The sequence below is a fragment of the Kosakonia sp. genome (assembly GCF_032052965.1).
In the GTDB taxonomy this organism is placed as follows: domain Bacteria; phylum Pseudomonadota; class Gammaproteobacteria; order Enterobacterales; family Enterobacteriaceae; genus Kosakonia.
On record NZ_DAMBVN010000001.1, the window covers coordinates 500368 to 513048 of the forward strand.

The 12681-nt window shown below is 56.9% G+C and carries 9 protein-coding genes; 3 read left to right on the forward strand and 6 right to left on the reverse strand.

Going from position 1 to position 12681, the window contains the following annotated elements; genetic code table 11:
- Positions 1-2: 2 nt before the first annotated feature.
- Positions 3-3050, reverse strand: a complete 3048-nt coding sequence (fdnG, locus tag RTX30_RS02355; RefSeq protein WP_312686413.1) for a formate dehydrogenase-N subunit alpha — start codon at positions 3048-3050, stop codon at positions 3-5.
- A gap of 219 nt (positions 3051-3269) precedes the next feature.
- Here fdnG and yddG point away from each other — a divergent pair, with 219 nt between their 5' ends.
- Positions 3270-4154 (forward strand): aromatic amino acid DMT transporter YddG, encoded by an 885-nt coding sequence (gene yddG / locus RTX30_RS02360; protein ID WP_312686817.1) that lies wholly within the window; start codon positions 3270-3272, stop codon positions 4152-4154.
- 35 nt (positions 4155-4189) lie between these two features.
- On the opposite strand, the gene RTX30_RS02365 is transcribed toward yddG, so the two are convergent.
- Positions 4190-5674 carry a SmvA family efflux MFS transporter gene (locus RTX30_RS02365; RefSeq protein ID WP_312686414.1) on the reverse strand — a complete coding sequence of 495 codons (1485 nt, stop codon included), beginning with the start codon at positions 5672-5674 and terminating at the stop codon, positions 4190-4192.
- 120 nt (positions 5675-5794) lie between these two features.
- Between RTX30_RS02365 and RTX30_RS02370 the strand changes: the two genes are divergently transcribed.
- Positions 5795-6370, forward strand: a complete 576-nt coding sequence (locus RTX30_RS02370) for a TetR family transcriptional regulator (RefSeq protein WP_312686415.1) — start codon at positions 5795-5797, stop codon at positions 6368-6370.
- On the opposite strand, the gene nhoA is transcribed toward RTX30_RS02370, so the two are convergent.
- The 4 genes from nhoA to RTX30_RS02390 all read right to left on the reverse strand — a co-directional run bounded on the left by nhoA (position 6367) and on the right by RTX30_RS02390 (position 10653).
- Positions 6367-7209: an N-hydroxyarylamine O-acetyltransferase gene (gene nhoA, locus RTX30_RS02375; protein ID WP_312686416.1), complete on the reverse strand. Its 843-nt coding sequence runs from the start codon at positions 7207-7209 to the stop codon at positions 6367-6369. The two genes, RTX30_RS02370 and nhoA, sit on opposite strands and share 4 nt — an antisense overlap.
- 75 nt (positions 7210-7284) lie before the next feature.
- Complete coding sequence (locus RTX30_RS02380; RefSeq protein ID WP_409429792.1) at positions 7285-8910, reverse strand: ABC transporter permease; 1626 nt, start codon at positions 8908-8910, stop codon at positions 7285-7287.
- Positions 8911-8986: 76 nt separating this feature from the next.
- Entirely contained in the window at positions 8987-9955 is a 969-nt protein-coding gene (locus tag RTX30_RS02385) for an ABC transporter substrate-binding protein (protein WP_312686421.1), read from the reverse strand.
- Entirely contained in the window at positions 9952-10653 is a 702-nt protein-coding gene (locus RTX30_RS02390) for an ABC transporter ATP-binding protein (RefSeq protein WP_312686423.1), read from the reverse strand. Before RTX30_RS02390 ends, RTX30_RS02385 begins: the two co-directional genes overlap by 4 nt.
- A gap of 235 nt (positions 10654-10888) precedes the next feature.
- Between RTX30_RS02390 and RTX30_RS02395 the strand changes: the two genes are divergently transcribed.
- Positions 10889-12667: a diguanylate cyclase gene (locus RTX30_RS02395; protein ID WP_312686425.1), complete on the forward strand. Its 1779-nt coding sequence runs from the start codon at positions 10889-10891 to the stop codon at positions 12665-12667.
- Positions 12668-12681 lie beyond the last annotated feature (14 nt).

Sequence of the window (12681 nt, forward strand, 5' to 3'; positions counted from 1 at the left end):
CCTTACGCCTTCTCTATATTGACTAAAAACGCTTTGTATTCTGGCGTTTGCGAGTTCGCATCGCCCACGTTTGGTGTCAGGGTATTGGCGATATACCCCTTCTGCGCGACGCCTTCAAAGCCCCAGTGCAGCGGGATCCCGATGGTTTCGACCTGCTGACCGTGTACCTGCAACGGGCGCAAACGGCGTGTCACTACCGCCACCGCGCGAATAAACCCGCGCTTGCTGCTCACCGTCACGCTATCGCCATTGGCGATACCTTTGGCCGCCGCCAGCGTTTCGCTGATCTCCACAAATTGCTGCGGTTGGGCAATGGCATTCAGACGGGCGTGTTTGGTCCAGGTATGGAAATGTTCCGTCAGACGGTAGGTCGTGCCGACATACGGGAACTGATCTTTTTTTCCCATCCGTTTGGCATCTTCCGCGTACAGGCGCACCACCGGGCTGGACACCACATTTGGGTGCAGCGGGTTGGTGCCGAGCGGGGTTTCCATCGGCTCGTAGTGCTCAGGGAAAGGCCCTTCGGCCAGTTTATCGAGCGCAAACAGACGCCCCAGCCCCTCCTGCTGCATGATAAACGGCCCGGTATTGCTTCCCGGCGGCGCAGTGTTGAAGTCCGGAATGTCGTTACCACTCCACCGGGTGCCATTCCACTGGATCAGCATCCGTCTGGCGTCCCAGGGTTTCCCCTGCGGGTCGGCAGAGGCGCGGTTGTAGAGCACTCGACGGTTCATCGGCCAGGCCCATGCCCACCCCAGCGTGTTGCCAAGGCCAGACGGATCGGCGTTATCGCGGTTGGCCATTTGATTGCCCTGCTCTGTCCAGCTACCACTGTAGATCCAGCATGAAGAGGCCGTCGTGCCATCGTCGCGCAGCAGTGCAAAGCTATTAAGCAGCTGCCCTTTTTTCGCCAGAAGCTGACCATTTGCATCGTAAAGGTCGGTCAGCGCATAACCGTTGTTCTCTTTTGCCACTTCTTCGGAATGCGGATTATGTGGCTGGCTGTAATTCCACGACATGTTCAGTAATGGCTCTGCACCCTTGCCACCCTCCTGGCGATACATTTCGCGCAGGCGATGGTAAATCCCGGCGAGGATCTCCCCATCGTTCAGCGCCTCACCTGGCGCATCCTGGCCTTTCCAGTGCCACTGCAACCAGCGCCCGGAGTTGGCAATAGATCCCTCTTCTTCGGCAAAACACGTGGACGGCAGGCGGAACACTTCAGTGGCGATAGTGGCGGGATCGACATCATTCATCTCGCCGTGGTTCTGCCAGAAAGTGGAGGTTTCAGTCACTAACGGATCGATCACCACCATAAACTTAAGCTTGCTCAGGGTGCTGACCACACGGTTCTTATCCGGGAACGAGGCCACCGGATTGAAGCCCTGGCAGAGATAACCGTTGACGTCCCCTTTGTCCATCATATTGAAGTACTTGATGACGTCGTAAGACTGATCCCATTTCGGCAGCCAGTCGAAGCCCCAGTCGTTCTCTTTCTGCGCGGCATCGCCATAGAAGGACTTCATCAGGCTGACAAAGAACTTCGGATAGTTGCTCCAGTAGTTCACCTGGTCTGGCAGCAACGCTTTCGGCGTATTCGCCGCCAGGTATTGTTGCAGATTGGTCTGTTTTTCCGACGGCAGCGTCAGGTAGCCCGGCAAACTGGTGGACAGCAGCCCCAGATCGGTCAGCCCCTGAATATTGGAGTGGCCGCGCAATGCATTCACCCCGCCACCTGCCATGCCCATATTGCCAAGGAGCAGCTGGATCATTGCCATGGTGCGGATGTTCTGCGCACCCACGGTGTGTTGTGTCCAGCCAAGGGCATACAGGAATGTGGTTGTGCGGTCTGCGGCGCTGGTCGAGGCCAGTACCTGGCACACCTTGAGGAAGTCCGCCTGCGGTGTGCCGCAGATGTTTTCCACCGTGTGTGGCGTATAACGCGCGACATGCTGTTTCAGTAAATTCCACACACAGCGCGGGTCGCTTAACGTTTCATCACGTTTGGCATAACCGTTCTCATCAAACTGGTAGTTCCAGGACGATTTGTCGTACTGGCGCTTTTGGGCATCGTAGCCGCTGAACAAGCCGTCTTCAAAGGTAAAGTCGTCCCGCACCAGCAGGCTGGCGTTGGTGTAGTGTTTGACGTATTCCGCGTTGATCTGGTTATTTTCGATCAGGTAACGCAGCACGCCGGAGAGGAAAGTAATATCCGTCCCGGAACGTATTGGCGCATAGATATCGGCTACCGATGCCGTACGCGTAAAGCGTGGATCGACGACAATCAGCGTCGCGTCATTGTTATTTTTGGCTTCCATCGCCCAGCGGAAACCGACCGGGTGGGCTTCAGCGGCGTTGCCGCCCATCACCATCACCACGTTGGCGTTTTTGATATCAACCCAGTGGTTGGTCATCGCACCGCGACCAAATGTTGGAGCAAGACTTGCTACCGTTGGTCCGTGTCAGACACGCGCCTGGTTATCCACCGCCAGCATGCCGAGAGAGCGCACAAATTTTTGCGTCAGCATGCCGGTTTCGTTACTGGCCGCCGACGCGCAAAGCATGCCGGTAGAGAGCCAGCGGTTAACGGGAACCCCTGCCGCATTGGTTTCGACAAAGTGCGCATCGCGATCGTCCTTCAGCAGGCGGGCGATGCGGCTGAATGCCTCGTCCCAGCTAAGGCGCTGCCATTTATCCGAACCTGGCGCGCGGTATTCCGGGTAACGCAGGCGGTTTTCACTGTGGACATAATCGAGCAGGCCCGCGCCTTTCGGGCACAGCGCGCCGCGGCTGACCGGATGATCCGCATCCCCTTCGATATGGTAAATCGCTGCTTTGGCGTTTTTTGCGCCATCGCCCAGGCTGTACATTAAGAGTCCGCAGCCCACGGAGCAGTATGTGCAGGAGTTCCGAGTCTCTTTGGCGCGCAGTAATTTATAATTTCGCGCCTGAGCCAGTGCCATTTTCGGGGCAAACCCTAATGCGGCAACGGTGGTTCCGGCCATACCGCCCGCGCAGATACGGAAAAATTGTCTGCGACTGACGTTCATGTTTTTCCTCGTTATTAAGTAACTTCGGCCGGGAAATTAAACATTCCACAGAGGGGATGAATTGCGGTAAATCAATAACGCCGGGGGGCTGATACCTAATAGTCCGGGCTGGCGACTTTTATTGATCCTTTATAGGTAGGCAAAAAGCGGCTTTATTCGCCCGCATGTAACCGACTGTGTTATAAGGGCAACTTTATGACGAACCCAATACGAGCAGCAATGAATAAAAAACGCGCAACGCTAATTGGTTTACTGGCGGTATTATTATGGAGCACGATGGTCGGCTTTATTCGTGCCGTGAGTGAAGGTCTTGGCCCCGTCGGCGGCGCGGCAATGATTTATACCCTTAGTGGATTATTGCTCATTGTGACGGTGGGTTTACCGAATGTGCGCCATTTCCCGCGCGGTTACTTGCTCGCGGGCAGTGTGTTATTTGTCAGTTACGAGCTGTGCCTTGCCCTGTCGTTGGGGTTTGCCGCCAGCCGCCAGCAGGCAATAGAAGTCGGCATGGTGAATTATTTATGGCCAAGTCTGACCATTGCCTGCGCAATATTATTTAATGGGCAGAAATCGTCATTGTGGGTAGTGCCTGGGTTATTACTGGCGTTACTTGGTGTGTGCTGGGTATTAGGTGGCGAGAAAGGATTAAACATTGCGGATATACAACAAAATATTCTCTCCAACCCGCTCAGTTATGCGCTCGCCTTCGCCGGTGCCTTTATCTGGGCTATTTACTGTACGGTGACGACGAAATATGCCAAAGGCGCCAATGGCATTACGCTGTTTGTATTGCTGACTGCCGCCACGCTGTGGATTAAATTTGCCTTCACCCCGCAGCCGGAAATGGTATTTACCCTGCCGGTGGTGATCAAACTGTGCATGACCGGGATAGCGCTGGGCTTTGGATACGCTGCGTGGAATGTCGGCATTTTGCATGGCAATGTAACGGTGCTGGCGGCAGCGTCCTATTTTACGCCGGTGCTCTCTTCGGCCCTGGCGGCATTCGTGTTAAGCGCCCCGCTGTCGTTTGCTTTCTGGCAAGGGGCGCTGATGGTCTGTGCCGGTTCGCTGCTTTGCTGGTGGTCAACCCGCCAGCGGGCGTGACTCAGCCCATGGCGCAGGTTGCCCTGCGCCGACATTCACCCTTTGACCTTCGCCAGACTGAACCAGATACCCGTCGCCAGTATCAGCAGTATCATGCCCGCCGTGCTCAGCGCCACGCTGTGCGAGCCGATAAACGCCGTTTTAGCGGCCGCAATAATACCCTGAGCCAGCTCCGGTGCGCTCTCCTGCGCCAGCCGGAAGGCTTCGCCAGGTGATGAAGAAGCCTGTTCGGCCGCCTGCGGGCTTAACCCCGGCGGAAGCTGGATAGATGCGGCAAAGCTGCGGCTTAAAATCAGACCAAAAACGGCAATACCCAGTCCTGCACCCAGTTCGTACGACATGGCTTCAATCGCCCCCGCCGCAGCCGCTTTCTCTTTTGGTGCAGCGGCCATGATCGCGGCGGTAGACGCCAGCAAGGCACTGGCAGCGCTAAAACCCAGCAGCGCCATTAATAGCCCGGCCTGCCAGGGTTGGGTGGCAAAGTTCGTGGCGGCAAGGCCCAGAAAGCTGACGGCACTCAATCCCATGCCGCCGGTGGCGACAATCCGCAACCCCATTTTCGACACCAGCACCCCGGCAATCGGGCCGCTAAAGCCGCTGGCCAGCATCACCGGCAGCATAAACACACCCGCGGCAAAGGGCGTAAAACCATGCACGAATTGCAGCTCTTGTGCCATCAGCAGTTCAAACCCGACCAGGGTGACCATCGCAGTGATCGCCATCAGCGCGCCGCTCAAAATGACCCGATGGGTAAACAAACGCATGTCGATCATGGGCGTGGCTGCTGCTAACTGAAGACGGACAAAGTTGACCAGCAGTGCCGTGCCCGTCAGCAACGTGCTGGCGACGATCCACAGCGGCACGCTGCCTTTTAGCGCGCTTTTGGCGCTCCAGACCAATAACAGGATGGCGACAATCAGCCCCAGCGCCTGCGTCAGGTGCAGTGGTTGTTGCGCCAGGCCTTGTTGGCGTGGAACGTAGCGTGCGGTTAAGGCCATGACCAGTAGCACGATCGGCACGTTGATCAGAAACACCGACCCCCAGTAAAAATGCGCCAGCAGCATGCCACCGACCAGCGGCCCGAAAGCCGCACCGCCGGAACCGACCGCCGCCCAAATGCCCAGCGCGGTGTTTCGTTGCGCGGCGTGGGCAAAGGTGGTGCGGATACCCGCCAGGGTTGCCGGAACGATCATTGCCGCGCCCACGGCAAGCAGCGAACGGGTTGCAATCAGCCAGCTGGCGCTGGTGGCGAACGCCGCCAGCAATGAGGCAATGCCAAACAACGCGCTACCAAGCAGCAGCAAACGTTTGAAACCGATTTTGTCGCCCAGGGCGCCCATCGGCAACACCATGCCTGCCATGACCAGTGAGTAGATATCAATGATCCAAAGCAGTTCATTTCCGCTGGTGTTCAGTGCCGCGCTGAGCGTGGGGACCGCGACATGCAGCACCGTGGCATCGATGGCGACCGGAATATACACCAGCACAATGATGACCAGCGTTAACCACTGACGAAACATAACTCTCTCCATCGTTTAACTATTCTGGACACGCGTCCAGAATGGCGATCCTACGTAATGTTGAACGCGTGTCCAGCTTTTTGTTACACTCGTTGCCTCTCTGTTTGGCTTGAGATTGTTATGGCTTATTTACATCGTGACGATCGCCGGGAGGTGATCCTGCTGGCGGCAATGCGGGTCGCGCTGGCCGAGGGGTTTTCCGCCATGACGGTGCGGCGCGTTGCGACCGAAGCCGGCGTGGCGACAGGCCAGGTGCATCATCACTTTAGCTCGGCCAGTGCGCTGAAAGCGCAGGCGTTTATCCGGCTGATTGACGCCCTGCTGGAGGTCGAAGTGGTACCGGCCACGGCTCCGTGGCGCGACCAGTTACATGCGATGCTGGGGAGTGATGAAGGCGGCCTGGAACCCTATGTTCGTCTGTGGCGCGAAGCGTTGTTGCTGGCCAGTAAAGATCCGGAAATCAAAGGCGCTTACCTGATAACGCTGGAAATGTGGCACGACAAAGTGGTGGAACTGATCGACAAAGGCCGTGCGGCGGGAGAGTTTACCCGGCAGGACCCGGCTCAGGAGATCGCCTGGCGGCTGATTGCTTTCGTTTGCGGGATGGACGGAATTTGCATGCTGGGACTGCCAGATGTCGATGATGCGGCATTTAATCGGCATCTGGCCGTGATGATTACCCAGGCATTGTGCTAAGCCTGCACGCCGTGCAATTCAAACCTCGACATCACCGTTTCAAGGTCTTGCAGGCTAAAACCGTACTGGGCATCGTTCACGCCAAGGCCAAAACGCGTTTGTAAGGTTTCGTACAAGGCCGCCACGTCGGGCAACACCTTCTCCTCCAGAACCTGCCCCTGCCGCCAGTGGGTAAAGTGAAAATTGGTCAGCGTCAGTTTTACGCCATCCGGCAGATGGCGGCACATCAGTAAATGATGACGGAAGTGCGATGCAGGCCAGTGCGCCGAATGGAAATTGCCCATGACAAAATCAGCCTGGTATTGCTGCCCCATCTCAAACTGATACATTGACTGCCAGCGTTCGTGGTGGCGGAATTGCAGCACCCAGTCGTCCCCCGCGCGTTGCAAACGGTACAGTCCGTGGGGCGTGGCCTGTTCACTGTCGGCTTGCAAACGGATGGGCGCAGTCAGCGTCTGACCGCCAAACCCGACATCCGCAATCCACGGTTCGCCGTCAAGCTGAACCAGTAACAGGCGGTGGGTACGCGGCGGCATTTGCGACGGGTTTGATAACACCACCCTGCCCAGCAAACTGCGCACCTCAAAACCGATCGCTTTTAATGCTCGCTCAAACAAGCCGTTCTGCTCAAAACAGTAACCGCCGCGACGGGCAACCACCAGTTTTTGGAAAATCGCCTCCTCACTGAGTTCGATCTCGCGAGGTAAAACCACATCCAGATTTTCAAACGGAACGGCACCATTGTGATGTAAATGCAGCGCACGCAGCGTGTCCAACGATACATCGGGCGTCGAGTTCCAGCCAATCCGGGCCAGATAAGCGGTTAAGAAAGGGGTCATACCGGCTCCTTGCAAATGTTGTTCCTTGGTTATAACGCATTTTTTACCCGGTACCGGTAAATTTGTGCCGCTGAATTATCGCTTCGTGCTGCGTTGCATAATCCCGAGCGCGGTGAGCATTAAAAGTAGCCCGGTGATCAGTGTCAGGGTTGCCATTGCCATCCCCTGCCCAACCGAGCCTTGTTCAAACTGCCGCCAGATAAACACGGCAACCGTTTGTGTGCCTGCAGGAGCCAGTAACAGCGAGGTAACCAGCTCGCGTGAGGCAATGGCAAAGACCATTAACATTGCTGCCAGCATCGCCGGGAAAATCAGCGGCAGCACAATCAAACGCAGCGCCTGGAACGCGGTCGCCCCGTGAACGCGCGCCGCAGGCTCAAGATTGCCCCCAAGCTGGCGCATGGCGCTACCGATATAGCGCACGGGCCACGGCAGGAGCAGGCAACAATAGGAGAGTAATAAAATTGCCCAACTGTTGTAGGGGGAGATCGGCCAGAACGCGCGGTTCCACAGCAGGATCAACCCTACGCCAACCACCACGCCCGGTAACGCAGCGGGCATCAGCGACAGCGCATCGATGATCGTGCGCCCCTTGATCTTCTGCAACACCACCAGCCAGGCGGCGCAAAGCCCTAATAGTCCGGTGATCAGCGCTGCCGCCAGCGCCAGTGACAGACTGGTGCCGAGCGCCGGGAGTGCGTCTCCACGTTGCGCGAACAGTGCGGTGATGTGTTTTAGCGTCAGGTTATCCAGCGACAATCCGCCCGACAAGGTGGCACTAAAACCGGTCACCGCCATCGATAAACCGGGCACCACCACTGCGAGAAAAGCGATCGCCGCCATGATGAGCACCACCGGCACCGTCGCCAGCCCGAGCCGCGCGCCAATATGCTCTGTTGGTTTGCCGGACACGCTGGTCACGTCTTTCTCACCGGTTAGTCTGCGTTGCAGCCACCAGCCGCTGAGCGCAATCATCATCAATACCACCGACAACAGCGAGGCGCCAGGCAAGTCAATCGGCCAGTCGGCCAGCTTCTCCTCAATGCCGACGGTGAGCATGATCACACCGGCGCGTGAACCCAACGCTGCGGGCACGCCGTACTCCTCTACAGCAAGGGTGAACGCCAGTAGCATGCCTGCCGCCAGCGCTGGAGACAGCAAGGGCAACGTGATCTCACGGAATGCCCGCCAGGGCGTAGCACCATGCACGCGCGCTACCCATGCGAGACGCTGCCCGCTGGCGAGCAGGCTGCGTGAGACGGCAAAATAGACCACCGGAAAGATATTCAGCGTCATGACCAGCACCATGCCGCTTTTGCTGAACAGCAGGTTGTTTAAATTCACCCCGGTCAGTTGCATCAAATAGCCCTGCGTTTGCAGTACCAGCATCCATGATAAGGCGGCAATATATGGCGGTGTTAAAAACGGGATCAAAAACAGCAGATCCCACAGTTTTGGGCAGGGAAGATCAAACAAACCGCGTGCGACGCCAGCCGGTAAGCCAATAACCGCACTGAGCAGCGCCACGCCAAAAGCAATCTGTAATGTGCCGCTAAACATGGCGGGTAATTGCGGCTCTGCCAGTAACGTCGCGACAGAGGCAAAGGCACCGTTGAACGCGCCAGCGCTAAAGTGCGGAAAAACAGCCTGCAAAAGAATAAACAGCAACGGTAGCGCCACCAGGATGACCAGCAGCACCATCGTTACCCGCGCAATCACATTCTGGTTCACGGCGGATGTCCTGAATGCGGGGTCGCCCCCGCCTGTGTCGAAAGGATTAGTGGGCGAACAGCGTATTGAAGCGTTTGAGCACCTCACCGCGTTCGCTGGTACCGCTGCTCTGGGTTGGCAGCACGTGCAGCTCGGTAAACAGCGGGCGTTTGGCTTCAACGTCGGTGCGGGCCGGCATCAGCCATGCGTCGGCGACCATTTTTTGCCCTTCCGGCGACAGCACGTAGTCAATAAAGGCGTTGGCATCTGCCGCATGCTGCGTCGTTTTGAGGATCATCATTGGGCGTGGTGCAATCACTGTGCCGCTGGCCGGAAAGATCACTTTCAGGGATTCACCCTGTGCAATATTGCCGTAAGTCACATAATCCACTGCGCCAAACACCGCCGCTTTTGCTCCCTGCATTACCGGCGTTACGGCTTGTGCGTTCGGGCCGCTGACGACCATGCCGTTCTTTTTCAACGCATCAAATAACTGCCAGGCGTTATCACCCATGCCGTTTTGCAGGCCAATCAGTAAGTCCAGCGAGGCGCCGGAGAGGGCAGGATCGGGCGTGGTCACTTTGTCTTTAAAATCGGCAGAGGTGAGATCCTGCCACTCTTTCGGTTCCGGCGTACCACTTTTGGTATTCCAGACGATCCCCAGCGCCGAAATGCCTTGCGCTACGTAGTCGGCACTTTTGAGTGTTGCCGGGACGTTTTCCGCATTGGCGCTGTTAAATGGCAGCAGCCAGCCACGCTGGTGCAGATCTTCTGCGGTATCCCAGGAGGCGGAGATCAGAATGTCCGCCTGCGGGTTGGCTTGCTCCGCCTCAAGACGTGCCATCACTTTGCCAGTGGTGGCCTGGAAGATATTGACCTTTACGCCCGTTTTCTGCTCAAAGCCGCTGGCAAGGCTTTTCGCCAGCGAACCGGGGCCAGCGGTGTATACGGTCAGCGCATGCACGCTGGACATCATCATGGATGACAGCACCATGGTTAAAACGACTCCTTTTTTGACGGACAGTAAGGCTTTCATGCAATTTCCCCTGAGGATGAAGTCACTGTGAGTACCGATTCGACGCTGCCTGTGGCGAGATGGACAATACGGTCGGCCAGCCATTCGGCTTCGCGGCGATCGTGCGTTACATAAACTGCCGTAGTGCCGATTTGCCGCAGCAGTTGCGCCATCTCATGACATAAGGATTCGCGTAATGCGCTGTCGAGGTTGGAAAGCGGCTCATCAAACAACAGCACGCGAGGCTCTGCGACAATGGCGCGTGCCAGCGCAACACGCTGTTGCTGGCCGCCTGAGAGATCGGCAGGTTTCCGTTGGGCAAAGTCGGCGAGGCCTACTCTTGCCAGCGCCTGCGTCACCCGCTGTTCGCGTTCGCGGCGGAGTACATTGCGCATTTTCAGCGGGAAGGCGACGTTTTGCGCCACATTCATATGCGGCCACAGGGCGTAATCCTGAAACACCATGCCGATGTCACGGGCTTCCGGCGGCAGTGACCAGCCCGTTTTCGCCACCAGACGATCGCCGAACCAGATCTGCCCTTGAGCCGGTTCAGCAAGCCCTGCCAGCAGGCGCAGCAAGGTGCTTTTTCCGCAACCGGATGGTCCGAGCAGCGCCACAATGGAGCCAGCCTGGATATGCAAATCGATATGATTGAGAACGGTATGGGCGCCAAAAGCGTAAGAAACACCGTCGAGGCGGATGTCAGTGAATGCGTCCATTAGCACCCTCCCGCAAGCGGAAGCCGTGATAAACCCGTGACGCGATGGCCACAGGACGCATCCACCTGCACAAAAGTCAGGGGAGCAAACATAATGCTATCCTCTTTGGGATTTGATTGCGGCTGACTATAAGCAGCGAATGTGACGAAGAAATGACGTGATTATTGCCATTGATATATATGGCATAATCTAAACTCATATCAATTAATCCCCCACCCCCTAAAAAGGCAATCTCGTGCGTATTGCGACAATTACCAATTTTGCTTATGTCGCCACAGTGGTCTTAACGCTCAGCTCCGGCGTAGCGTTATTTCTGGCCTCGAATGCAGAACGCGCGGAACGCGCTGCGGTGGCGAATAGCCGTACGGTTGATGAACTGACGGACAATCTGGAACGTGAAGCCTGGGCGCTCAGTGAGTTAGCGCGTGAGGCCGTGATCAAGAAACAACCGGAGATCGTTCAGAGCTGGAAAACACGCCAGCAGGAAGACATCGACCTGGAAAATCACCTGGTGGGGCTGCGTGATAATGGCGCATCCAGTGCTGAGCTTCTGATCCTGCGCGACGGGCTTACCACGCTGGATCAGCTTGAAGATGAGCAGCGCATCGCCATTGCCGATGTGGAAGCCGGCAAATATGCAGATGCTATGGAACTCATGTACAGCGCCAGTTATGAAGAGCGGTTATCGGAAACGGAATATCGCTTTGCCCATTTCCGCAGTCTCTCGGATCAACGGGTGCAGGCAGCCATCAAGGATGCCACCGAACGCTCATTGCGGTTGCGTACGCTGTCAGAAATCATGGTTGGCCTGACGGCCATTCTGTTTCTTTTCGTGCTCGGGTTTATTATCAAACACCGCATCTTGCGCCCGGTGGTCACGCTTAGCGACGTGGTTAACCGGCTGGCGACGCAGGATTATGCGGTCGAGGCGCCGGTCCTGGCGCAGGTCGATGAGATTGGCGATATGGCGCAGGCCATCCGTATTTTCCGCGAGAACGGGCTGGCACGTCAGCGGCTTGAGCAAGAGCGCGACGCCGAATGGGGGACGCGTACTCTGCTGGCACGAATGACCCAGCGTCTGCAGGGTTGCGACTCGCATACTGCCATTATCAAAGTGGTGAGTCGGTTTGCGCCGAAAATTATTCCCGATATGGGTGGCCGCCTTTATATTCTCGACAGCCGCAAATCGCGCATGAAATGTGTGGCGCGCTGGGGCTTGCCGCCGGGCGACGATCCCGCTTTTTCGCCGGAGCACTGCTGGGCGCTGAAACGCGGGCAATTGCACAGCCCCCTGCTGGATCCCGTGGATATGCCCTGCGAGCATATTTCGCCCGATATCGCTGCGCGGGCAATTTGCGTACCGCTCAATGCGCAGAACAAGAGCATCGGTCTGCTGACCTTTGATAATTACACGCCGGACAAAGAGCCGCCGTATGTCTACCTGGAACTGCTGGCGGAGACGCTGGCGCTGGCGCTGGCTAACCAGTTCCTGCGCGATACGCTGACCGAAAAAGCAACCTATGATTCACTGACCGGGTTGCGTAACCGTCACAGTCTGGACGAAACACTGCGCAATCTGCTCGATCAGGCCATGATCGACGGTACCCAGCTCAGTTGCCTGATGGTGGATGTCGATTACTTTAAGAAACTGAACGATCTGCACGGTCATGAGGCTGGCGATAAAGTGTTGCGTGAGCTGGCGCGCTTGATCACCGATACGGTGGAAGATAAAGGTCTGGCCTTCCGTTACGGTGGTGAAGAGTTTTTACTGGTGCTGCCAAATACCCAGGAGGCGCAGGCGCGGGAGATCGCCGAACGGCTGCTGAATAATGTGCTCAGGCATCATATGATCTATGAGTCCCATGATATTGGGCCGGTTTCCGTTTCGATTGGGCTGGCCACCTGGCCGCGTCATGCCCGTGCCGACAACCTGGTGCGGGCAGCGGATCTGGCGCTTTATCTCGCTAAAGAACAAGGACGCGGGCAAATTGTGGTTGCCCGTAGCGCCGGATAACCCTCACAAGAAGG

Coding starts and splice junctions, on each gene's coding strand:
- yddG (WP_312686817.1), top strand. CDS start 3,270: ATGAATAAAAAACGCGCAACGCTAATTGGTTTACTGGCGGTATTATTA.
- RTX30_RS02365 (WP_312686414.1), bottom strand. CDS start 5,674: ATGTTTCGTCAGTGGTTAACGCTGGTCATCATTGTGCTGGTGTATATT.
- RTX30_RS02370 (WP_312686415.1), top strand. CDS start 5,795: ATGGCTTATTTACATCGTGACGATCGCCGGGAGGTGATCCTGCTGGCG.
- nhoA (WP_312686416.1), bottom strand. CDS start 7,209: ATGACCCCTTTCTTAACCGCTTATCTGGCCCGGATTGGCTGGAACTCG.
- RTX30_RS02380 (WP_409429792.1), bottom strand. CDS start 8,910: ATGGTGCTGCTGGTCATCCTGGTGGCGCTACCGTTGCTGTTTATTCTT.
- RTX30_RS02385 (WP_312686421.1), bottom strand. CDS start 9,955: ATGAAAGCCTTACTGTCCGTCAAAAAAGGAGTCGTTTTAACCATGGTG.
- RTX30_RS02390 (WP_312686423.1), bottom strand. CDS start 10,653: ATGGACGCATTCACTGACATCCGCCTCGACGGTGTTTCTTACGCTTTT.